The organism is Pseudomonas sp. DP-17 (genome assembly GCF_022380625.1).
Lineage (GTDB): Bacteria > Pseudomonadota > Gammaproteobacteria > Pseudomonadales > Pseudomonadaceae > Pseudomonas > Pseudomonas nitroreducens_A.
Window position 1 is genome coordinate 98,328 of sequence record NZ_JAKSXG010000004.1, and the last position, 20,694, is coordinate 119,021.

The 20,694-nt window shown below is 63.3% G+C and carries 22 protein-coding genes; 12 read left to right on the forward strand and 10 right to left on the reverse strand.

The features are described 5' to 3' along the window. Window positions 1-59 precede the first annotated feature (59 nt). The 3 genes from MJ122_RS09855 to MJ122_RS09865 are packed head-to-tail and all read left to right on the forward strand — an operon-like array spanning window position 60 to window position 2,515. The gene (locus MJ122_RS09855) at window positions 60-1,310 is read left to right on the forward strand and encodes an amidohydrolase family protein (RefSeq protein ID WP_239744023.1); all 1,251 of its coding nucleotides are present in this window, start codon (window positions 60-62) and stop codon (window positions 1,308-1,310) included. A gap of 26 nt (window positions 1,311-1,336) precedes the next feature. After that, window positions 1,337-2,005, forward strand: a complete 669-nt coding sequence (locus MJ122_RS09860; RefSeq protein ID WP_239744025.1) for a MarC family protein — start codon at window positions 1,337-1,339, stop codon at window positions 2,003-2,005. 21 nt (window positions 2,006-2,026) lie between these two features. Further along, window positions 2,027-2,515 (forward strand): GAF domain-containing protein, encoded by a 489-nt coding sequence (locus MJ122_RS09865; protein ID WP_239744027.1) that lies wholly within the window; start codon window positions 2,027-2,029, stop codon window positions 2,513-2,515. A 175-nt stretch (window positions 2,516-2,690) separates the two neighbouring features. On the opposite strand, the gene MJ122_RS09870 is transcribed toward MJ122_RS09865, so the two are convergent. From MJ122_RS09870 to MJ122_RS09885, 4 genes are all read right to left on the reverse strand, one after another. Continuing rightward, window positions 2,691-3,662: a magnesium and cobalt transport protein CorA gene (locus MJ122_RS09870; protein WP_088417604.1), complete on the reverse strand. Its 972-nt coding sequence runs from the start codon at window positions 3,660-3,662 to the stop codon at window positions 2,691-2,693. Window positions 3,663-3,761: 99 nt separating this feature from the next. Beyond that, the gene (locus MJ122_RS09875) at window positions 3,762-3,983 is read right to left on the reverse strand and encodes a hypothetical protein (protein WP_088417497.1); all 222 of its coding nucleotides are present in this window, start codon (window positions 3,981-3,983) and stop codon (window positions 3,762-3,764) included. Between the two features lie 309 nt (window positions 3,984-4,292). Then, window positions 4,293-4,484 carry a hypothetical protein gene (locus MJ122_RS09880; protein WP_017516912.1) on the reverse strand — a complete coding sequence of 64 codons (192 nt, stop codon included), beginning with the start codon at window positions 4,482-4,484 and terminating at the stop codon, window positions 4,293-4,295. Window positions 4,485-4,641: 157 nt separating this feature from the next. Next, a complete protein-coding gene (locus tag MJ122_RS09885; protein ID WP_088417496.1) occupies window positions 4,642-5,331 on the reverse strand; it encodes a crotonase/enoyl-CoA hydratase family protein in 690 nt (229 codons plus the stop codon). A 238-nt stretch (window positions 5,332-5,569) separates the two neighbouring features. On the opposite strand from MJ122_RS09885, the gene MJ122_RS09890 reads away from it, so the two are divergent. Beyond that, window positions 5,570-6,844 (forward strand): hypothetical protein, encoded by a 1,275-nt coding sequence (locus MJ122_RS09890; RefSeq protein ID WP_239744029.1) that lies wholly within the window; start codon window positions 5,570-5,572, stop codon window positions 6,842-6,844. A 22-nt stretch (window positions 6,845-6,866) separates the two neighbouring features. Next, the gene (locus MJ122_RS09895) at window positions 6,867-7,151 is read left to right on the forward strand and encodes a GNAT family N-acetyltransferase (RefSeq protein WP_017516909.1); all 285 of its coding nucleotides are present in this window, start codon (window positions 6,867-6,869) and stop codon (window positions 7,149-7,151) included. 177 nt (window positions 7,152-7,328) lie between these two features. Here the strand turns inward: MJ122_RS09895 and MJ122_RS09900 are convergent, their stop codons facing one another. Both MJ122_RS09900 and MJ122_RS09905 read right to left on the reverse strand, forming a co-directional pair. Next, complete coding sequence (locus MJ122_RS09900) at window positions 7,329-8,405, reverse strand: 3-deoxy-7-phosphoheptulonate synthase (protein ID WP_239744031.1); 1,077 nt, start codon at window positions 8,403-8,405, stop codon at window positions 7,329-7,331. 180 nt (window positions 8,406-8,585) lie between these two features. Beyond that, window positions 8,586-9,005 (reverse strand): PilZ domain-containing protein, encoded by a 420-nt coding sequence (locus tag MJ122_RS09905; RefSeq protein ID WP_088417493.1) that lies wholly within the window; start codon window positions 9,003-9,005, stop codon window positions 8,586-8,588. Between MJ122_RS09905 and MJ122_RS09910 the strand changes: the two genes are divergently transcribed. The 5 genes from MJ122_RS09910 to cysB all read left to right on the forward strand — a co-directional run bounded on the left by MJ122_RS09910 (window position 9,004) and on the right by cysB (window position 12,991). Continuing rightward, entirely contained in the window at window positions 9,004-9,390 is a 387-nt protein-coding gene (locus MJ122_RS09910; protein ID WP_088417492.1) for a thioredoxin, read from the forward strand. The two genes, MJ122_RS09905 and MJ122_RS09910, sit on opposite strands and share 2 nt — an antisense overlap. Beyond that, window positions 9,390-10,337: a putative 2-dehydropantoate 2-reductase gene (locus tag MJ122_RS09915; protein WP_239744032.1), complete on the forward strand. Its 948-nt coding sequence runs from the start codon at window positions 9,390-9,392 to the stop codon at window positions 10,335-10,337. The genes MJ122_RS09910 and MJ122_RS09915 overlap by 1 nt, the downstream gene beginning before the upstream one ends. A gap of 18 nt (window positions 10,338-10,355) precedes the next feature. Further along, on the forward strand, window positions 10,356-11,267 hold the full coding sequence (locus MJ122_RS09920) for a 5'-nucleotidase (protein ID WP_017516904.1): 912 nt from the start codon (window positions 10,356-10,358) through the stop codon (window positions 11,265-11,267). Window positions 11,268-11,363: 96 nt separating this feature from the next. Then, window positions 11,364-11,849, forward strand: coding sequence for a universal stress protein (locus MJ122_RS09925; RefSeq protein ID WP_239744034.1), 486 nt, complete (start codon window positions 11,364-11,366; stop codon window positions 11,847-11,849). A 167-nt stretch (window positions 11,850-12,016) separates the two neighbouring features. Further along, window positions 12,017-12,991, forward strand: coding sequence for an HTH-type transcriptional regulator CysB (cysB, locus tag MJ122_RS09930; protein ID WP_192433759.1), 975 nt, complete (start codon window positions 12,017-12,019; stop codon window positions 12,989-12,991). Window positions 12,992-13,117: 126 nt separating this feature from the next. On the opposite strand, the gene MJ122_RS09935 is transcribed toward cysB, so the two are convergent. The 3 genes from MJ122_RS09935 to MJ122_RS09945 all read right to left on the reverse strand — a co-directional run bounded on the left by MJ122_RS09935 (window position 13,118) and on the right by MJ122_RS09945 (window position 15,545). After that, the gene (locus MJ122_RS09935) at window positions 13,118-14,302 is read right to left on the reverse strand and encodes an MFS transporter (RefSeq protein WP_239744036.1); all 1,185 of its coding nucleotides are present in this window, start codon (window positions 14,300-14,302) and stop codon (window positions 13,118-13,120) included. Window positions 14,303-14,380: 78 nt separating this feature from the next. Further along, window positions 14,381-14,725: a hypothetical protein gene (locus MJ122_RS09940; RefSeq protein ID WP_239744038.1), complete on the reverse strand. Its 345-nt coding sequence runs from the start codon at window positions 14,723-14,725 to the stop codon at window positions 14,381-14,383. Between the two features lie 85 nt (window positions 14,726-14,810). Then, on the reverse strand, window positions 14,811-15,545 hold the full coding sequence (locus tag MJ122_RS09945; RefSeq protein WP_239744040.1) for a phosphoadenylyl-sulfate reductase: 735 nt from the start codon (window positions 15,543-15,545) through the stop codon (window positions 14,811-14,813). A gap of 189 nt (window positions 15,546-15,734) precedes the next feature. On the opposite strand from MJ122_RS09945, the gene thrH reads away from it, so the two are divergent. After that, on the forward strand, window positions 15,735-16,352 hold the full coding sequence (thrH, locus tag MJ122_RS09950; RefSeq protein WP_017516898.1) for a bifunctional phosphoserine phosphatase/homoserine phosphotransferase ThrH: 618 nt from the start codon (window positions 15,735-15,737) through the stop codon (window positions 16,350-16,352). 126 nt (window positions 16,353-16,478) lie between these two features. Here the strand turns inward: thrH and pabB are convergent, their stop codons facing one another. Further along, on the reverse strand, window positions 16,479-17,822 hold the full coding sequence (gene pabB / locus MJ122_RS09955; RefSeq protein ID WP_239744043.1) for an aminodeoxychorismate synthase component I: 1,344 nt from the start codon (window positions 17,820-17,822) through the stop codon (window positions 16,479-16,481). 162 nt (window positions 17,823-17,984) lie between these two features. On the opposite strand from pabB, the gene MJ122_RS09960 reads away from it, so the two are divergent. Then, complete coding sequence (locus MJ122_RS09960) at window positions 17,985-20,693, forward strand: helix-turn-helix transcriptional regulator (RefSeq protein WP_088417485.1); 2,709 nt, start codon at window positions 17,985-17,987, stop codon at window positions 20,691-20,693. Window position 20,694 lies beyond the last annotated feature (1 nt).

The window sequence follows — 20,694 nt, forward strand, 5'->3', positions numbered from 1 at the left end:
GCCGGTCGCTGATGGGGGCTTAACGTGATGGCTCCACAGTAAATCGGGAGTCTCACGCCATGCCACGCATTATTTTCCGCAACGCTCAGCTCTTCGATAGTGCGACTGCAACGCTCATTCCGCAGGCGACCGTTGTCGTCAAGGATGAACGAATTGACTCGGTGTCATTTTTGTCATCCGCGTTGCCGTCAGCGCCGGATGATCAGGTGTTCGATCTGGCGGGTCGAACGCTGTTGCCCGGTCTGATCGACGCACATGTCCACGTTACCGCCACGGTTCCGGACTTTTTCCAGCTATCCCTGCTGCCGCAATCGTTGATTACCGCTCAGGCGAAGGACTTGCTCGCGCAGATGCTGGCGCGGGGTTTCACTACTGTGCGGGATGCAGGAGGGGCCGACAGCGGGTTAGTCCGTGCCGTTGATCAAGGACACTTTGCGGGTCCACGCCTTTACATAGCCGGTCGCGCCATTTCACAAACGGGAGGGCACGGGGATCCGCGCCCCGAGTTCTTTGCGGGCGCACAGTGTGCCTGTTGCGGCGCGGTGGGCTTGCTGGGGCGCGTTGCCGATGGGGTACCCGCTGTGCGGCAGGCCGTGCGCGAGGAGATTCGCAACGGCGCACATCATGTCAAGGTCATGGCCGGTGGCGGTGTTTCCACACCCAACGATCCTCTCGATGGCACTCAGTTTTCCATTCAGGAAATGCGAGCCATTGTTGAGGAGGCCGAGGCCGCCAGGACATACGTGATGGCACATGCGTACTCCCCGGCCGCCATTGAGCGTGCTATCACCTGCGGAGTCCGGTCGATCGAGCACGGCAATCTGCTGGATGCCGACACGGCGCGCCTGATGGCTGAGCATGGTGCATTTCTGGTGCCGACCCTGTCTACTTACGCGGCCATCGCTCGCCGAGGCAACGCGCTTGGCTGGTCGGAGGCCATGCTGGCCAAGACCCGCATCGTCAAGGAGCAGGGACTCAATGCCTTGAAGATTGCGTGGGAAGCCGGTGTCCGGATTGGCCTGGGTAGTGATCTGCTGGGTGACATGATGATGGATCAGCTCGAGGAATTGACCTTGCGGGAGGGGGTGATGCCTGCGAGCGAGATACTTCGTAGCGCCACTGCAATCAACGCCGAAATCATGGGGCTGACGGGAAAGGCAGGGGCGATAGTTCCCGGGGCTTGGGCGGATCTGTTGGTGCTCGATGGGGATCCGCTGAAGGGGCTTGCGATCTTTCAGGATGAAGCGAAACGGCTCGCGGTGATGAAAGGCGGTTGCTTCTTCATCAACCACCTGTCGCCGCATCTTTGACGTCGCGATGATTGAAGTGCACCCGAATGAATAATCTGGTCTCCGAGATTCTGTTCGGTTTTACCGGCCTGCTCGCCATCATCAATCCGCTGGGGATGGCGTTCGTGTTTTTCGACCGCACCGAATCGCTCAATGACGCCGACCGTGCGCGGCTCGCTCGGCGAGTGGCGTTCAACGCACTGATCCTGTTGCTGGTGACCTTCTTCATCGGTACGCGCATCCTGCACTTTTTTGGGATATCGATGGCGGCCCTGCGCATAGGTGGAGGGCTGACCGTCACGGTGAGTGGCTGGCAGATGCTCAATGCGCCCGATGTCCCGCGAGAAGTCGCCGTTCAGGGCGAACCGGTCACCGTCTCTCGACCGATGGCCCAGGCGTTTTTTCCGCTCACCATGCCGCTGACCATCGGGCCGGGCACTCTCGCCACAGCGATTGCCTTGAATACGCGGTACTCGCAGGCACTGACTGACGCCGCACTGACCGGCCTGATTGCACTGCTGGTCACGACGTTGGTGGCCGCGGTGATCTGGCTGCTCTTTGGCCGGGCGGCATGGTTGGCTCGGCATCTGGGCGCAGAAGGCACGCGTATTGCCGAGCGTCTATCGGCGTTTCTGCTGCTGTGCATCGGTGTACAGATCATGCTGACCGGCCTGTCCGAGTTTCTGCAACCCATGATCCAGCCCGCAACCGGCTGAAGCCACTGAGGAGATAGGCTGATGATCGATACCCTGCTGCGACGGGAGCTCAATGCCGTCGAAATAGCGTCCTACCAGGCGCGAGGAGCAACCGAAGTCTTCCTGGCCATCGATAAGTCCCTGCAACGGATGGTGGGGCATCGGCTGCTGACGATATTGACGTACGACGACACGATGAGCGCAGCCATGCGACTTTATTCCAGTCAGCCCAAAATTTATCCCGCAGGCATATCGGACCCGATCGTCTCCTCCTCCTGGGCCGATCAGTTGTTACGCCACGGCCAGCCTTATGTTGGTAACTGCGCTGCTGATCTTGATCGTGTCTTTGCATACCACGACAGGCTGGCTTCGCTGAAGTTGGGGAGTGTGGTCAACATGCCGATCCGCTGGCGGGGGAAAGTAAAAGGAACGCTGAACATGCTGGATGGGGAAGGTCATTACACCGCACTTGATATTGATGCTGTGAAGGCAATCGCTCATATGGCTTTGCCTGCGCTGCTGGATGGTTAAGCAACCGACGCTGCCTGCAGCCTGGCAAGGAAGGACGCTGGAATCATTTCCGAAGCAACACCTCTGTCCGGGTTTCTAGCATCGCGGCGGGAAGGACTGCTGCAAGATCCGCAAAGGCCGCGGGAAAATGGCATGTACAGGAAAGATGCCGGTAGCGAGCTGGACGTTGTCAGCACTACAGCCAATCCGCCTGCTTGAAGCTGATGTACAACCCGACGCAGCCCAGCGCCAGCAACCCCATGATGAGGAAGTAGCCGTAGTGCCAGCGCAGTTCCGGAATGTACTCGAAGTTCATCCCGTAGATGCCGGCCACGGCGGTGGGGAAGGCGAGGATGGCCGCCCAGGCGGCGAACTTGCGTTGCACCACGCTCTGCCGTGAGGACTCCAGTGCCAGCCCGACCTCGATGGTCTGGCTGGCCACGTCGCGCAGGGTGGTGAGGTCTTCGAGCAAGCGGTTCACGTGGATCGCCACGTCGCGGAAGTAGGGCCGCATCTGCTTGTCGATGAAGGGGAAGTCCAGGCGCTGCAGTTCCTGGCAGATCTCCACCATGGGCGCGGCGTAGTGCTTGAGCTTGAGTACCTCGCGGCGCAGGCCGTAGATCTTCTCGATCTGCTCCTGGGTCAGCGATTTGCGCAGAACCTGCTGCTCCACTTCCTCGATTTCCTCGCGGATCGCCTCGACCACCGGCTCGTAGTTGCTCATCACGAAGTCGAGCAGGGCGTAGAGCACGAAGTCGGTGCCGTGCGCCAGCAGGAGCGGCCGCGCCTCGCAGCGCTGTCGGACTTGGGCGTAGGACTGGGAGAAGCCGTGGCGTGCGCTGATGATGTAGCCGATGCCGGCGAATAGATGGGTTTCGACGAACATCAATCGGCTATCGGCGCGGATCGGTGAATAGATGACGATGAACAGCGCATCCCCGAAGGTCTCAAGCTTCGGCCGGCTGTGCTTTTCCAGGGCGTCGGACACGGCCAGTTCGTGAAGGTTGAACTGTCGCTGCAGGTTGAACATTTCCTCGGGCGTGGGTTCCTGCAGTCCGGTCCAGACGAAGTGGTCGGGCTGGCAGGCCCAGCGGTAGCCGTCCTCCAGCGGGATGTCGGACACCTTGCGGCCCTTGCTGTAGACGGCGGAAGCGATGACTCGGCCCATGCTGAAGCCCACCCTGCTGTGAATCTGGTGTGGAGTCGGGAGTCGTTCTGCAGGGATTGAGTGTTGGCCAGCCTGGCGCCACGCGCCAGCGAAGCGGAATCAGGAGTGAGGCGTGAGCGCTTCCTGGAGCCCTTGCAGTGCCACGGGCACCGCCTGGTTGAAGCGTTCGAAGAGCCCGCTGCGGTCGATGTTGTCCACCGGGGCGCGGCGCGCGCCGTCGAAGCCGGCGCTGAGGGCGGTGATCACCAGTATCACGATGGTGTAGAGCCCCAGGGCGGCGAGGGCGCCGTTGCGGGCGTAGCGGTGGGCTTGGCGGTTCATGCTGGCGACTCGGGCTCGGGGAAGTGATGGCCCAGTGTCGCTTTGGTCATTTCGATTGAATAACGATGCCGGTTGGTTTCCGGTATCAGGCAAATTGATAGATAACGGCGCTACGACCAGATGCAAGCAGGTGGAGGGTGGGACGCTATCGAATGTTTCCGGGACTCTGGCGGGCTTCATGGCTGCTTTACCCTCGTCAGAATGGGAGTGACATCGTCTCTGCAAAACCCGGCATCACGCCGGGCTTTTCGCTTCGGGCAGGACTGCATGACGTCACCGGCTGCACGCGGCTGGCTGTGCGCGAAGGTTTCAGCCCTGCTTGGCAGCAGCTTCGACATTCACATGGCTGGCGGACTGTTCGGATTGCTGTTGCTGGATGGCAGCCTGGGTCATGTGAACCATACGGTCCTGCATCAGCGGGGATTCTTCGGCGAAGCTGGCCTGGGCGGCGAAAGCGGTAGCGGCGGCCAGTACGCTGGCGGCGATGATGTTGAGTTTCATGATGAACACCTCCGGTTGGTTTTCTCTGGGTTCATCTATAGGTTAATGCGTAATAATTTTTGAAAAATAGCAAAAAGGCTTAATCAGTATTGCTCTTTAGGTAATAGTCGTGGCATGAAAAAGCCCGGCAGATGGCCGGGCTTTTTGTCAGCGTCGATCAGGCCAGATGGCTTCGGTCCAGTTCGATGGACTTGTCCAGGGTTTCCAGCAGCTGCTTGCGCACTTTCAGCTTGGTGTTGCGGTGGGCAGTCATGTTCAGCTTCTTCAGGTGCTGGGCGGCTTCCAGGGCGGCGGCCTGGAGTTGTTCGGCCGGCACCACCTTGTCGAGGAAGCCGGCGTCGACTGCGTCGCGCGGGTTGAACATCTCGGCGTTCACCACGGAACGGGTGAAGGCGGAGCGGCGCAGACGGTCACGGGCCAGTTCGATGCCCACGTGGTGCATGGTCATGCCGATGGCCACTTCGTTGAGGCCGATCTGGAACGGGCCGTCGACGCCGATGCGGTAGTCCGCCGAGAGCAGGATGAAGGCGCCCTTGGCCACCGCGTGGCCTGTGCAGGCGACGATGACGGGGAAGGGGTGCGACAGCATGCGGCGGGCCAGGGTGGAACCTGCGGCTACCAGGTTCACGGCGTTCTCCGGACCGGAGGTCATGACCTTGAGGTCGTAGCCGCCGGAGAGGATGCCCGGCTGGCCGGTGACGATGACGATGGCACGGTCCTTCTCCGCCTGGTCCAGGGCCTGGTTGAAGGCTTCGATGACCGCCGGAGAGATGGCGTTCACCTTGCCGTTGTTCAGGGTCAGGGTGGCGATGCCGTCTTCGAATTGGTAGCTGATCAGCTCACTCATGGCAGAGGGGTCCTGGGTTGCAGTCCTTGGGTTGGAAGTGGCCAGAACATACTGACGCAGACCTGGGGCGTAAAGCGTTTTGACTGACTGGTGAGTCAGCCGCTTGTCACGAAATCCGCGCGATTTCTGTGCGCTATGCACGCAAATTCCTACGGCTCTCGTGGAGAGGTCCCAGGTGTGCTGTTAAGCTGCCAGTATCCCTGCGTCCCGCCCTCGCACAATCCAGGATGTGCATCCCATGTCGAAGATTCTCAAGTGGTCCCTGTTCGCCGTCGTGGCGATCGCCCTGATCATCAAGGCGTCGCTGTGGCTGTCCGTGCGCAGTGTAGTGAACGACGCCATCGCCCGTGTTTCGCCGTTCATGGACATTTCCTACGGTGGCATCTCGTCGTCCTTCGATGGACGTGTTGGCTTGCAGAACCTGGTGATCAGGGTGCCGATGGCGGGGGACAGCCTGAAGGTTGCGCACGCGCAGTTGAAGTTCAATGGTCTGCGCGAACTGCTGAGTTTCAAGGAGCGCCTGGATGAGGGCAAGTTGCCCGAGCAGATGGCGGTGGACCTCAAGGGCGTGGAGTTGCAGATCCATGGCCCGTTCATGCAGTCGCTGTACGCCCAGCCGGCGGAGAAGAGCGCCTTCACCGCGATGAGCGAAGTGGCCTGCGGCAACGTGCGCAATATCGGTGTCGATGAGCTGCTGCAGATGGGTTACCGCACCCTCGAGTCGGACATCGAGTTTTCCTACCGCCTGCAGCCGGGCGCGCAGACCCTGACCTTTGATCTGCGCAGCGATACCCGCGACATGCTCGACATGCACACCAGCATGACGCTGATGAATGTCTCCGAGCGCCCGGGCGACATGCGCGTGAACCCGCCGCGAGTATCCCAGGTGGTCGTCGAGATGAACGACAACCAGTACCAGCGCCGGGTCAGCGAATTCTGCCGGGGCAAGCTCGGTCTGGACCAGGCTGCCTACACCGCACTGTCACTGGAGCAGTTCGACAAGGCGCTGCGCCAGCAACGCATCGCCCTCGACAAGCCGGTGCTCGAAGCCTACGGCCGCTATCTGGCTGACCCGCGTTCGCTGCGCGTCGAACTGACGCCCACCGAAGGCATGACCTGGGATGGCCTGCAATTTTTCGAGCCCAAGGATGTGATCCAGATGCTGCATCCGGTCGTCCTAGTGAACCAGCAATCTGTGGCACCGCTGGGGTTCGCCTGGGTCGATCCGCTGAAGAAAAAAATCACGCCGGAAAGCCAATATGAAATGGTTTCGGCCCAAGAAACGGTTGAGTCGCAGGCCAGAACGCAGCAATATGAGTTTGTTAGCGTTGAAAGCCTTGCCCAGTACACCGGCAAGCGCCTGCAGTTCATCACCTTCGATGGTGCCTATTACCAGGGTGTGCTGCACAAGGTGGAGAACGGCCGAGTCTATATCACTGTCCTGCTCGGGACGGGTTCGGCAGAAATGTTCCTCCGCCTGAACAAGATCAATCAGGTGCGGGTCATGTTGTGAGGCCCTGCGAAGGAGAGAGCAAGTGAGTGAGTCGTTGTCCATCCAGCATGATGAAACCAGCCACCAGTTCGTAACGACTGTTGATGGTCATCGCGCCTATCTGGCCTACATGGATCTGGGCAAGCAGACGCTCGACATCTACCGCACTTTCGTCCCGGACAGCCTGCGCGGCCGCGGCATCGCCGCCGCCCTCACCGAACACGCACTGCAGTACGCCGAGCGCAAGGGTTACAGCGTCATTCCGTCGTGCTCCTACGTCGAGCGCTACCTGGAACGCCGCCAGCGCCACACCGATACCGCGCTCTGACGTTCACAAATAGAAAAAGCCCCGCTGATGCGGGGCTTTTTGTTTGCGGGTTCAGGAGCGAGCTTGCTTGCGAACCCAGATGCAGGTGCTGCGGTAGATTCGCGAGCAAGCTCGCTCCTAGGCAAATCCAATGAAAAAGCCGGGCATCTGCCCGGCTTTTCGTTCGCGCCCTGAGCGTCAGCCGCGCTGACGCTTGGGAAGGACATCCTTGAGCTTGGCGTGCATGCTGCGCACGGCCTTCTCGGTGGTCTCCCAGTCGATACAGGCGTCGGTGATCGACACCCCATACTTGAGCTCGCACAGGTCCTTCGGAATCGGCTGAGCACCCCAACCCAGGTGGCTTTCCACCATCAGGCCGACGATGGAGTTGTTGCCTTCGGCGATCTGGTTGGCCACGTTGTCCATCACCAGCGGCTGCAGGGCCGGATCCTTGTTGGAGTTGGCGTGGCTGCAGTCGACCATCACGTTCAGCGGGATCCTGGCCTTGGTCAGTTCCTGTTCGCACAGGGCGACGCTGACCGAGTCATAGTTCGGCTTGCCGTTGCCGCCACGCAGCACCACGTGACCGTAGGCGTTGCCCTTGGTGGTGACGATGGAAACGCCGCCTTCCTGGTTGATGCCCAGGAAACGGTGCGGGCTGGAAACCGACTGCAGGGCGTTGATCGCCACGGTCAGGCTGCCGTCGGTGCCGTTCTTGAAGCCGACCGCCGAGGACAGGCCCGAGGCCATCTCGCGGTGGGTCTGGGATTCGGTGGTACGCGCGCCGATCGCCGACCAGCTGATCAGGTCCTGCAGGTACTGCGGGGAGATCGGGTCGAGTGCCTCGGTGGCGGTGGGCAGGCCCATCTCGGCGAGGTCGCGCAGCAACTGGCGACCGATGTGCAGGCCGTCCTGGATCTTGAAGGAGTCGTCCAGGTAGGGGTCGTTGATCAGGCCCTTCCAGCCGACGGTGGTGCGCGGCTTCTCGAAGTACACGCGCATCACCAGGAACAGGGTGTCGGAGACTTCCGCGGCCAGCACCTTCAGGCGCTCGGCGTATTCGTGGGCGGCCTTGATGTCGTGGATCGAGCAGGGGCCGATCACCACGAACAGGCGGTGGTCCTTGCCATCGAGGATGTCACGGACGACCTGGCGGCCGTTGGCGACGGTGCGCAGGGCGGCGTCGGTCAGGGGGATTTCGCGCTTGAGCTGCTCCGGCGTGATCAGTGTCTCGTTGGAGGCAACGTTAAGGTCGTCGATCTGTAAATCAGCCATCGTGGTACTCAATCAGGTCACGGGTGCCGGCCGCCAGAAATCCCCGTGCGATGGGGCGCAGGCAAGTGTGTCGCTAAGGGGAAGCCGAACCTTAACCGGTCAGGCGTGGCCTCGACAATGGCTCGATGCAGGAAAATGCCCGGATCACGGGCTTTGGCGCGACTTTCTGCGCAGCGGCGATCAGACCGCGCAAAACAATGGGAAGTCCGCCGCGTTCTGCGCGATCCATTCCAGCGCAAGATCCTCGCTCGGCGACTCGCCACCGTCAGCCTGGGCGTGTTGCCGGCGGTAGTGCTCGATCTGGCAGACCTGCTCGATCATCCTCGCGCGAAAAAGCATGTCTTCGTCGATGAAGGCAATGCCCACGCGGTAGTCGCTCGCCTGCTTGCGGCTCCAGGCGATCACGCCGCCATAGCGCGCCGCGTCGCCCAGCAGCGGAATGTGCAGTTCGATGGAGGTGCCGCGACGAAAGCCCCGTGGTGAGTTGCACGCCACGCCGCCCAGGCTGATATTGTGCAACCGCTGGCGCGGCAGGAAGGTCTGCTTGCGGATGACCAGCTCGACCGGAAGGTCGCAAGGGTGACGCAGGAACTGACGCATGACGGAACGCTCCGACTGCAATCCTCAGAGTGATGGCACCTTGAGTATAGTGCCGGGCCTGGAGCTGACCGACCTGGATGCCGACCGCCGGCTGCTGGAATTTTCCGGTGTCTCGCTACTGGTTTTTACCGGCGAAGGCTGCTCGAGCTGTCGCTGGGCGCGGCAGGTGCTGCCGGAGTTCGGCCTGCCGGTGGATCGCCTGTGCTGGATCGATGCCGGGCACAGCGGCGGACTGGTCGAGCGCTACGAGGTCTTCCACCTGCCGTCCCTGTTCCTGGTGCGCGACGGCCATTTCCTGGGCCCGGTTCACGCACCGCTGCGCCCTGAACCCCTGATCCAGGCCCTGCGCGTTGCCCTGGCGCGCCCTGCTGAGGAATTGCCTTGATGAATCTGCGAATCGGCATTATCGGAACCGGCGCCATTGGCGGTTTCTACGGCCTGATGCTGGCCCGGGCCGGCCATGACGTTCATTTCCTGCTGCGCAGCGAGTATCCCGCCGTCGCGCAGAACGGCCTGCGCCTCAACAGCCAGGTACACGGCGCGCTGAGCCTGTCGCCGGTGAATGCCTACGACGACGTGGCGAAGATGCCGCCTTGCGACTGGCTGCTGGTAGGCGCCAAGACCACCAGCAACGCCGACCTCGCACCGCTGATCGCTCAGGCCGCTACGCAGGGGGCGAAGGTCCTGCTGCTGCAGAACGGTCTTGCCGTGGAAGACCAGCTGCGCGCGCTGCTGCCCGAGCACATCCACCTGTTGGGTGGGCTGTGCTTCATCTGCGTGCATCGCGCCGAACCGGGCGTGATCGAACACCAGGCGTTCGGTGCGGTGAATATCGGTTATCACTCAGGCTCCGCGCAGGAGGTCGAAGCGCGCCTGGCGATAGTGGAAGAGGGCGCCGCGCTGTTGCGCAGTGCCGGCCTGGACTCCAACGCCATGCCCAACCTGGAGCAGGCGCGCTGGCAGAAGCTGGTCTGGAATATCCCTTACAACGGCCTCTCCGTGCTGCTCGACAGTGGCACGCGGGCGATCATGGACAACCCCGACAGCCGCGCCCTGGTGGCCGAGCTGATGGAGGAAGTCATCGCCGGCGCCGCTGCCTGCGGGTACTCGCTGCCTCAGGGCATAGTCGGTGCGATGCTCAGCTCCACCGACGCCATGCCGGACTACCTGCCCAGCATGTACCACGATTTCGCCCAGCGCCGACCGCTGGAACTGGGCGCGATCTACGCCGCGCCTCTGGAAGCCGCGCGCCAGGCAGGACGTGAACTACCGAAGATCGAGGTCCTGTATCGTGCGCTGCGCTTCATCGATGCGCGCAACCAGGCACGCTGACGGACACCGGGGGGAAGCATGGCAAAAGGGCTGGGCGACAAGCTGGTGGTGGCGATCTCCTCGCGGGCGCTGTTCGACCTGAGGGAAAGCCATCAGGTGTATGAAAGCGAAGGCGTCGAAGCCTATCGCCAGTACCAGATCGCCCGCGAGGACGACGTCCTGCCGCCGGGGGACGCCTTCGCCCTGGTGCAGAAGCTGCTTGCCCTCAACGGCGGGACCGACAGCGCGCCGGTGGAAGTCATCCTGGTCTCGCGCAACAGCGCCGACACCGGCCTGCGCGTGTTCAATTCGATCCAGCACTATGGCCTGGGTATCTCCCGTGCCGCCTTCGTCGGCGGCCGCAGCCCTTATCCGTACCTCAAGGCGTTCAACTGCCACCTGTTCCTTTCGACTCATATAGAAGACGTACGCAACGCCCTGGACGCCGGCTTCGCCGCCGCGACCATTCTTTCCGGCGGTACCCGGCGGGAGGCCAGCGGCGAACTGCGCTTCGCCTTCGACGGCGACGCCGTGCTGTTCTCCGACGACTCCGAGCGCGTCTACCAGCAGGGCGGGCTGGAGGCTTTCCAGACCCACGAACGCGAGTCTGCCCGCGAGCCGCTGGGCGGCGGGCCGTTCAAGCCCTTCCTCGCGGCGCTCAATCGGGTGCAGCAGGCCTTCCCCCAGGAGTCCTGCCCGATCCGCACGGCGCTGGTGACCGCGCGTTCGGCTCCGGCCCACGAACGGGTGATCCGCACCCTGCGCGAGTGGGACATCCGTCTGGATGAGTCGCTGTTCCTCGGTGGCCTGGACAAGGCCGCCTTCCTCGAAGCCTTCGCCGCCGACGTGTTCTTCGACGACCAGCCGCTGCACTGCGAGAAGGCTCGCGACGTGGTGGCAACCGGCCACGTTCCGCACGGTGTAAGCAACGAGAAGAAGGTCGCCCAGTAGCCGCCGGGCCGCGACATCCGGCCTTATCGGAGCGATTCGCGTTCTCCTGCTACGCTGCTGGATAGGCCCCGCCGCGCAGGCTGTCGAGGAGGCCGCATGATCCGAACGATTCTTTACGCCACCGACCTCGGTCTTTACGCCCCTTACGTCCTCCAGCACGCATTTTCGCTGGCCCGTGCCTACGGAGCCGAAGTGTATGTCGTGCATGCCGTGGAGCCGCTGGGGCTGTTTGCCGAATCCGTCCTGCAGACCTACCTGGACGAAGGCACGCTGAAGGAGATGCGCACCAATGGCCTGACCAATGTCATGGCCAGCATCGAGCAGCGGGTAATGGAAGGGTTCCGCGACGAACTGGGGGAAGCGCATCAGGACGCCGCGCTGATCCGCTCGGTGCGCGTGCTGCAGGGGGACGCGCCGATGGTGATTCTCGACGAGGCCAAGCGCCTGGATGTCGACATCATCGTCGCCGGCAGTCATAGCCACGGGGAAGGGCTGAACACGCCGCTGGGGCGCACCGCCGCGCGCCTGGTGCAACTGGCCGAGGTACCGGTCTACCTGGTGCCGATGCTGCAGCACCGCTGAAAGCTTTGTGACGATACGTCGGACAAGCCCGGAGTTTCCGTGGGGCTTTAGACGAATGGCATGCAGAGCGAAAAAAAACGTCTAGTTTTATTCCTTAAACCATTAATATGGTTATAAAACGACAAGCCCCTCATCGCGGGTCGCGACATTCATTTCGAGGAAATTCCATGAAGCTTCAGCAACTGCGCTATATCTGGGAAGTCGCGCACCACGATCTGAACGTCTCGGCCACTGCCCAAAGCCTGTACACCTCCCAGCCCGGCATCAGCAAGCAGATCCGCCTGCTGGAAGACGAACTGGGCGTCGAAGTCTTCGCCCGCAGCGGCAAGCACCTGACCCGCGTCACCCCGGCCGGCGAGCGCATCATCACCACCGCCGGCGAGATCCTGCGCAAGGTCGAGAGCATCAAGCAGATCGCCCAGGAATTCTCCAACGAGAAGAAGGGCACGCTGTCCATCGCCACCACCCACACCCAGGCGCGTTATGCGCTGCCCGGCGTGATCAGCGGCTTCATCAAGCAGTACCCGGACGTTTCCCTGCACATGCACCAGGGCACGCCGATGCAGATCGCCGAGATGGCCGCCGACGGCACCGTCGACTTCGCCATTGCCACCGAGGCGCTGGAGCTCTTCGGCGATCTGATCATGATGCCGTGCTACCGCTGGAACCGTTGCGTGATCGTGCCCCAGGGCCACCCGCTGACCAAGGTGCCGAAGCTGACCCTGGAACTGCTCGCCGAGCAGCCCATCGTCACCTACGTATTCGGCTTCACCGGCCGCTCCAAGCTCGACGAAGCCTTCAACCAGCGTGGCCTGGTCCCGAAAGTGGTGTTCACAGCTGCCGACGCCGACGTGATCAAGACCTACGTGCGCCTGGGCCTGGGCGTGGGCATCGTGGCTCACATGGCGGTGGACCCGAAGCTCGACAACGACCTCGTGATGCTCGACGCCAGCCACCTGTTCGAATCCAGCGTGACCAAGATCGGCTTCCGTCGCGGCACCTTCCTGCGCGGCTTCATGTGCGACTTCATCGAGAAGTTCGCCCCGCACCTGACCCGCGACCTGCTGGCCAAGGCCGTGCAGTGCCACAACAAGACCGAGTTGGATGAGCTGTTCGACGGCATCGAACTGCCGATCTACTGATTGCACGGCGCCGGTCCTATGGCGCTGGGCTCACGGAAAAACGCCGCGATTCTGCTGGGAATCGCGGCCCAACGTCGGCGTGCCCGGTGGCCCCGATTCGCGAGCAGGCCCGCTCCTGCCGGTGCCTTAGCGAATACGCCAGCGCAGTAAAAGCAAGGCAGCGAAGGCCAGCGCGGCACCGATGAAAAAGGTCCAGCTGGCGCCGAAGCTCTGCCACAGCCAGCCGGCCAGCACGCTGGCCAGCAGCATGGCGATGCCGCTGGCAAGGTTGAACACGCCGAAAGCGGTGCCCTTGAGGTCGGCTGGGGTGGTGTCGGCAATCAAGGTCGCCAGCAGCCCCTGGGTGAACCCCATGTGCAGGCCCCAGAGCGCGACGCCGACGAGCATCAGCGGCGTGGAGTCGGCCCAGGCCAGCAGCAGGTCGGCCGCCACCAGAAGCAGCATGCCGATGGCCAGCAGACCGGTGCGGTCGGTGCGGTCCGACCACCAGCCCACCGGGTAGGCCGAGAGCATGAACAGCAGGGCCATTACCACCATCACCACCGGCGTCCAGGCCATCGGCAGGCCCATGTCCTGGGCGCGCAGCACCAGGAAAGCTTCGCTGAAACGGGCGAGAGTGAACACCGCGCCGATACCGACCACCCACCAGTAGCGCGCCGGGAAACTGCGCATAGCGTCGCGATGGATCGGCGAGCGGAAGCGATGGGTGCCTTCCGCCTGTTCCGGTTCCTTGACGAAGAAGACGATGGCCAGCACCGCGATGCCGGCGGGAATGCAGGCGAACCAGAACACCAGCGGCAGGTCGTTGCCCAGCCAGAGCATCAGCACGATGGCCAGCAGGGGGCCGGCGAAGGCGCCGACGGTGTCCATGGACTGCCGCAGGCCGAAGCAGGCGCCACGGATCGAAGCTGGCGAGACGTCGGCGATCAGCGCGTCGCGCGGCGCGCCGCGGATGCCCTTGCCGATGCGGTCGAGCAGGCGCGCGGCGAAGATCGTCTCGCCCGAGGTGGCCAACGGGAACAGCGGCTTGGAGAGCGCCGCGAGGCCGTAGCCGAACAGTACCAGGCCCTTGCGCCGGCCGAGGAAGTCGCTGATGGCGCCCGAGAACACCTTGACGATCAGCGCGGTGGCTTCGGCGATGCCTTCGATCAGTCCGACCGCGACCATGCTCAGCCCCAGACTGCCGACCAGGAACAGCGGCAGGAGACTGTGCAGCAGTTCGGACGACACATCCATGAACAGGCTGACGAAACCCAGCGCCCAGACGGTGCCGGGAATACGGGGGCGTGTGCGGTCCGAGCCGTCGGCCATGGGACAGCTTCCTCATGCATCAGGGGAGGGGAGCACAGTCTGGCTTGTCGGCCATCAAGAAAGCGTCAAACGTGAGCTCTACAGGCGATCCAGATCGTCGCGCTGGGCCAGTTCGGCCAGGGCTTCGCGGGAATCCAGCGGCAGTTCGCCACGACCTTCGAGCACCTCGTGGAGAAAGCTCATGAATACCGTGTAGACGACCTCGCGGCCGTCATCGTGGCGGACGACGAAGAAGGGCGCGGTATCCACGCCATACTGGGTCGCGACCAGCCAACCGGTGCTGGCCGGGTTGCGCTCGTCGGCGACCAGGGTGCGGTCGATGCGGGAGAGGTAGCCGCCTTTCTCCAGTCGCTCGTGGACTTCGCGGCACTTGCGGCAGTCCTGGCCATCGGCAAGGACCTTCTTCACCAGGGTGATGCGCATGGGATCGGCTCCGCCGCAGGCGTGCAGGCGTCCGATCCTGGGCTGCGGGCTGACAAGGAAATTTCCGTCAGCCGAGGGTAAGGCTTCAGGCCTTGGTGATCAAATTACCGGCGTGCAGGCCGCACTCTTTCTGCGTGGCTTCTTCCCACCACCAGCGGCCTTCGCGCTCGTGCTGGTTCGGCAGTACCGGGCGGGTGCACGGCTCGCAGCCGATGCTGATGAAGCCGCGTTCGTGCAGGCTGTTGTAGGGAATTTCCAGCATGCGGATGTAGGCCCAGACTTCTTCGCTGCTCATGTTGGCCAGCGGGTTGAACTTGATCAGCGGTTTCTCCGGGGTGGAGAAGGCGCCGTCGAGTTCGACCACCGCTACCTGGCTGCGCGTGCCGGGGCTCTGGTCCTTGCGCTGGCCGGTGGCCCAGGCGGTCACGGTGGACAGCTTGCGCTTGAGCGGCTCGATCTTGCGGATGCCGCAGCACTCGCCATGGCCGTCCTTGAAGAAGCTGAACAGACCCTTTTCCTTGACGAAGGGCTCCAGCAGGCGCGAGTCCGGGGTCATCACTTCGATGGCGATGCCGTAGTGCTCGCGTACCTGCTCGATGAAGCGGTAGGTCTCCGGGTGCAGGCGGCCGGTGTCCAGGCTGAACACCTTGACGTTCTTGTTGAGCTTCCAGGCCATGTCCACCAGCACCACGTCCTCGGCACCGCTGAAGGAAATCCACAGCTCATCGCCAAAATGCTCGAAGGCGAGCTTCAGGATGTCCTGCGGGGATTTGCTGGCATAGCTCGCGGCAGTTTCCGCGATATCGAACGGGAGGCTCATCAGGCGGTATTCCTAGTTTTAATGGCGCAGGGCGGTGCGTGGCGCGATGGTAGCAAAGAGCGGGATATGCCCCTAAATAACCATCGGGTTGGTGGACTGTGGTTTTTGGGTATAAGTGGCGCGTTGCGCCGCTTCCAGCGAGCCGCTAGAGTGCCCGCCTCTCAAGCCAATCCTGCGGGGAAATCGTTCGTGGAAATCGCCTGTCTCGACCTGGAAGGGGTCCTGGTTCCGGAAATCTGGATCGCCTTCGCTGAAAAAACCGGTATCGATGCGCTGAAGGCGACGACCCGTGATATCCCGGACTACGACGTGCTGATGAAGCAGCGTCTGCGCATTCTCGACGAGCACGGCCTGAAGCTGTCGGACATCCAGGAAGTGATCGCTACCCTGAAGCCGCTGGAGGGCGCGGTGGAATTCGTCGACTGGCTGCGCGAGCGCTTCCAGGTGGTGATCCTTTCCGACACCTTCTACGAATTCTCCCAGCCGCTGATGCGCCAGCTCGGTTTCCCGACCCTGCTGTGCCACAAGCTGATTACCGACGAGACCGATCGCGTCGTCAGTTACCAGCTGCGCCAGAAGGATCCGAAGCGTCAGTCGGTCATCGCCTTCAAGAGCCTGTACTACCGTGTGATCGCTGCTGGCGATTCCTACAACGACACCACCATGCTCTCCGAAGCCCACGCCGGCATCCTGTTCCACGCGCCGGACAACGTGATTCGCGAGTTCCCGCAGTTCCCGGCCGTGCACACCTATGAGGACCTGAAGAAGGAGTTCCTCAAGGCGTCCAACCGCCCGCTCAGCCTGTAATACCGGCTGTGACGAAAAAGCCCCGCTGATGCGGGGCTTTTTCCTTTGGCGCTTTTGTAGGAGCGGACCTTGTCCGCGATGCCCTTCAGGCCGGCCTGTCGGCCGGTTCGCGGATAAGATCCGCTCCTACAGACTTTCCAGGGTTCGCAGCAGCACGCCTACCTTGGTCAGCGACTCCTGGTATTCCTCTTCCCAGTCGGAGTCGGCCACGATGCCGCCGCCGGCCCAGCAGCTCGCCTGGCCGTCCTTCACCAGCACAGTGCGGATGGCGATGGAGCTGTCCATCTCGCCGCGCACGTCGAGGTAGAGCAGGCTGCCGCAGTAGATGCTGCGCCGGGTCGGCTCCAGTTCGTCGATGATCTGCATGGCGCGGACCTTCGGCGCACCAGTGATGGAGCCGCCGGGGAAGCTGCCTTCGAGCAGGTCCAGTGCGTCCTTTCCTTCCGCCAGTTCGCCTCGCACGCTGCTGACCAGGTGGTGGACGTTGGGGTAGGTCTCTATCGCGAAGAGTTCGGGCACGCGCACGCTGCCGGCGCGACAGCTGCGGCCCAGGTCGTTGCGCAGCAGGTCGACGATCATCAGGTTCTCGGCGCGGTCCTTTTCGCTGGCGAGCAGCGCATCGGCGTTGGCCAGGTCGGCCTCGGGCGTGTCGCCGCGCGGACGGGTGCCCTTGATCGGACGGGTTTCCACCTGGTTGCCGTGGAGCTGGATGAAGCGCTCCGGCGACAGGCTGAGGACGGCACCTTCAGGCAATGCCAGATAGCCGGCAAAGGGGGTAGGACACGCCTCGCGCAGCGCACGGTAGGCCAGCCAGGGCGATCCGCTGCAGGGCGCGCGGAAACGCTGCGTGTAATTCACCTGGTAACAGTCGCCGGCGAGGATGTAACCGTGCACTCGCTCCAGCGCCTCGCGGTATTGCTCGCGGGTGATGTCTGGCAGGAATGGCGCGGAGAGCCGGAAGGGCGGCAGCGCTTCGTCGCCGCGGGCGCCTTCGAACAGGGCGATCAGGCGCTTCCGCTCGCTGGTCGGCAATGACGGGTGGAACACCAGCTGGCTGCTGCATGCCTCGTGGTCGGTGACCAACGCCCAGCCATACAGGCCAAGGCGAGCGTCGGGCAGGGCGAGGTCGTCGAGGTTCGGCTCGGGCAGCCGCTCGACACGTCGGCCGAAGTCATAACCGAGATAGCCAATCATTCCGCCGACGAATGGCAGCTCGCGATTGTCCGGCACCTTGGCCTCGCCCAGGCTCTGCAGGGCGGTTCGCGCGCGGGCAAAAAAACTCTTGGCCGATTCGTCGGCGGTCGGTGCCAGTTCTGCCAATGGCCAGGCGCTCAGAAGGTCATAGCGTCCACGTGTGGCAATGGGTCGACCGGCGTCCAGGAGTACGGCGCCGGGCGCCCGATGGATCAGGGCGAAGCGTTCACCCGGGTCTTCCTGATAAGGAAGCGGGTGCAGGAAACAGTCAGGCATGGGTAACGGCGTGCAGGCAAATGAGGTGATCAGGTCGGCTGAAGGGTCGATCCTAGAGCTATTTCTTCGGTTTACGTAGGAAAAGCATTCTGATAAGAAGTGACGAATCCCACGCGGACAGTGCTCCGTACCAACAACGATAATGACATAGGGATACAGGCCGTGGATGTAGTGCTCGAACCCGCAGCCGGCAGCCTTCTGCGCTCCAGATTAACACCCCCTCGGGTGCCTGCTGATTATTTGATTCGTCCTGAGGTCCAGAATGCCCTGGACCGACATCCTTATGCCTCGGTGCTGTCCTTCACGGCGCCCGCCGGTTTCGGCAAGACCACCGCACTGGCGGCACTGGCCGGCAAGCGTGCCGGCGAAGGCCACCCAGTCGCCTGGCTTTCCCTGGAGAGCGACGACGACGATCCCGGCCGTTTCTGCCTGAAACTCATCCAGGCCCTGGCCACCGCCGTGCCGGGCATTGGCGAGGATGCGCTGGGGTACGTGCACAACACCATGCGCGTGCCCGTGGTCGCGGTCATGGAAAGCCTGCTGATGGACCTTTCCCGCGACGAGCACAAGGTCCTGCTGGTACTCGACGACCTGCATGAGATCACCCATTCCGACGTCTACGCCGGTCTCAATCGCCTGGTGCAATACGCACCGCCCGGCCTCACCCTGGCCATCGGCAGCCGTTCCCAGCCGCCACTGAACCTCGCCACCTGGCGCGCCAAGGGCCTGCTGCTGGAAATCGGCCAGGACGAGCTGCGCCTGTCCCGCGACGAAACCCGTGAATACCTGGCCCGCGACGGCCTGCAACTCGAAGATAGCTGCCTGCAGTCGCTGCACAACCAGACCGAAGGTTGGATGGCAGGGGTTCACCTGGTCAGTCTGTGGCTGCGCCAGCAGCCGGGCGCATCGGAAGACCTCAAAGTGCTCAGCAGCGACAAGGCGGCGGTGGGGGATTACCTGCTGCGCGCCGTGTTCGAGCGTCTGCCTGCCGATGTGCAGGGCGCGCTGCTGTCTCTGGGGATCGCCAATCGCCTGAATGGCGACCTGGCAAACACCCTGACCGGTCGCCAGGATGGCCAGGCGCTGCTCGAGCACCTGGACAGCATGCAGCTGTTCCTCCTGCCGCTGGACCGCGACCGCCAGTGGTACCGCTTCCACCAGCTGTTCGCCGACTTCCTCCGCGCCCGCCTGCGCGAGCGCGACCCGGAGCGCTTCAAGCAACTGCACTTCAACGCCAGCCTGTGGTTCACCAACCACCATATGCCGACCCTGGCCATCGAGCATGCCTGCCTCGCCGAAGACCCGGAGATGCTCGCCGCACTGGTGGATGGCTGCGGCCTGGATCTGATCAACCGGGGCCAGCTCTACCTGATCTCGCGCTGGCGCAAGCACGTGCCGAACGAGATCGCCGAGCGCTACCCGATCCTCGTGCTCAGCGACGTCTGGACCCGCGCCACCGAGCTCAGCCTGCCCGAAGCCAACCGCATGATCGACGAGCTGCTGGCGCGCTGGGGCGACTCGCGCGGCAGCGGCCCGATGGGCAATCAGTACCTCTCCGCGCTGGCGGTGAAGGCCGTGCTGGCGCTACAGAAGGATGATCTCGAGCAGTGCATCACCCTGGCGCGCAAGGTGGAGAGCCAGCTGGGCCAGAACTCGGCGTTCCTGGAAGGCGCCATCCTGCTGATCGGAGCCTTCGCCCAGGTCGTGCGTGGCCAGGCGGAACAGGCGCGTCGCCTGATGGGCCTGGCGCAGCAGCGCAACCACTTCCTCGATGGTCGCTACCTGCACATGCAGCAGTGCACCATCGAAGTGGTGCTGGCGCTGGAGCAGGGTCAGGTCAAGCAGGCGCAGATGCTCATCGAGCGGGTGCGCGAGCAGGCCATGCCGCTGTTCGACAAGCGCTCCCAGGCCCTGGCGCTTCCGGCCATCGCCGAAGCGCTGACCGCCTACTACCGCACCGAGCTGGACGGCCTGGAAGAGCGTCTGCGCTGGGCGCTGGGCCGGGTCGACGTGGTCAACCCGATCGATCTCTACGCCCAGGGCATGCAGTGCCTGGCGCGTATCCAGCGCCTGCAGGGGCGCGGCAAGGAGGCGCTGGCCACACTCGGGCTGATGCAGACCCTGGCCTCGCGCAACCAGTCCTGGCGCTTCTTCGCCATGGCGGTGGGCGAGGAGGTCAATCTGATTCTCCAGGAAACCGCCACCGACCGCTGCAAGCGCGCCGAGCAGCGGCTCAAGGCGATCGACTGGGCGAAACTGGCCAGTCACTACAAGCAGATGTCGTTCAACCCGGTGCTCTGGGTGCAGGGCATCAGCCGCGTGCGCCTGCTCCAGGCGCGCGGGCACTTCAGTGAGGCGCTGCACGAAATCACCCAGCTGCGCGGCATGCTGCAGCCGGGCTGGCACGGCCTGCAACGGCTGCGCCTGGACCTGCTGGCGGCCCTGAGCTACCAGCGCCTGGGCTATCAGGAACGTTCCCACAGCCTGCTCGGCCAATGCCTGGTCGGCGCCGAACGGGAAGGGGTGCGGAGCATCTTCATCGAGGAAGGCGAGGGGATTCGGCAGTTGCTGCAGCAACTGGAATCCACCGAGCGGCAACCGGCGCTGCAGGTCTTCATTCGCGGAATGTTGACCGTCTGGCCGGGGCAGGAAGCACGCAGGTCGCCCGAAGTGCTCGAAGAAGGTCTGACCGACCGCGAGCGCGAGGTGGTATGCCTGGCGGCCCAGGGACTTTCCAACGAGGAGATCGGCCAGCAGCTGTCGCTGGCCCTGGGCACCGTCAAATGGCACCTGCACAACATCTACGAGAAGCTCAAGGTACGCAATCGGACCCAAGCGATACGCCGTGCCCGCGAGCTGAGTCTGCTCTGAC

Bases quoted from the DNA above. Each gene is read 5' to 3' on its own strand.
- MJ122_RS09875 (WP_088417497.1), bottom strand. From the start codon at position 3,983: ATGAACCGCCAAGCCCACCGCTACGCCCGCAACGGCGCCCTCGCCGCC.
- MJ122_RS09870 (WP_088417604.1), bottom strand. From the start codon at position 3,662: ATGGGCCGAGTCATCGCTTCCGCCGTCTACAGCAAGGGCCGCAAGGTG.
- pabB (WP_239744043.1), bottom strand. From the start codon at position 17,822: ATGCCTGACTGTTTCCTGCACCCGCTTCCTTATCAGGAAGACCCGGGT.
- MJ122_RS09935 (WP_239744036.1), bottom strand. From the start codon at position 14,302: ATGGCCGACGGCTCGGACCGCACACGCCCCCGTATTCCCGGCACCGTC.
- MJ122_RS09890 (WP_239744029.1), top strand. From the start codon at position 5,570: ATGTCGAAGATTCTCAAGTGGTCCCTGTTCGCCGTCGTGGCGATCGCC.
- MJ122_RS09885 (WP_088417496.1), bottom strand. From the start codon at position 5,331: ATGAGTGAGCTGATCAGCTACCAATTCGAAGACGGCATCGCCACCCTG.
- MJ122_RS09945 (WP_239744040.1), bottom strand. From the start codon at position 15,545: ATGAGCCTCCCGTTCGATATCGCGGAAACTGCCGCGAGCTATGCCAGC.
- cysB (WP_192433759.1), top strand. From the start codon at position 12,017: ATGAAGCTTCAGCAACTGCGCTATATCTGGGAAGTCGCGCACCACGAT.
- MJ122_RS09920 (WP_017516904.1), top strand. From the start codon at position 10,356: ATGGCAAAAGGGCTGGGCGACAAGCTGGTGGTGGCGATCTCCTCGCGG.
- MJ122_RS09860 (WP_239744025.1), top strand. From the start codon at position 1,337: ATGAATAATCTGGTCTCCGAGATTCTGTTCGGTTTTACCGGCCTGCTC.
- MJ122_RS09865 (WP_239744027.1), top strand. From the start codon at position 2,027: ATGATCGATACCCTGCTGCGACGGGAGCTCAATGCCGTCGAAATAGCG.
- MJ122_RS09910 (WP_088417492.1), top strand. From the start codon at position 9,004: ATGACGGAACGCTCCGACTGCAATCCTCAGAGTGATGGCACCTTGAGT.
- MJ122_RS09900 (WP_239744031.1), bottom strand. From the start codon at position 8,405: ATGGCTGATTTACAGATCGACGACCTTAACGTTGCCTCCAACGAGACA.
- MJ122_RS09940 (WP_239744038.1), bottom strand. From the start codon at position 14,725: ATGCGCATCACCCTGGTGAAGAAGGTCCTTGCCGATGGCCAGGACTGC.
- MJ122_RS09925 (WP_239744034.1), top strand. From the start codon at position 11,364: ATGATCCGAACGATTCTTTACGCCACCGACCTCGGTCTTTACGCCCCT.
- MJ122_RS09905 (WP_088417493.1), bottom strand. From the start codon at position 9,005: ATGCGTCAGTTCCTGCGTCACCCTTGCGACCTTCCGGTCGAGCTGGTC.
- MJ122_RS09855 (WP_239744023.1), top strand. From the start codon at position 60: ATGCCACGCATTATTTTCCGCAACGCTCAGCTCTTCGATAGTGCGACT.
- MJ122_RS09915 (WP_239744032.1), top strand. From the start codon at position 9,390: ATGAATCTGCGAATCGGCATTATCGGAACCGGCGCCATTGGCGGTTTC.
- MJ122_RS09880 (WP_017516912.1), bottom strand. From the start codon at position 4,484: ATGAAACTCAACATCATCGCCGCCAGCGTACTGGCCGCCGCTACCGCT.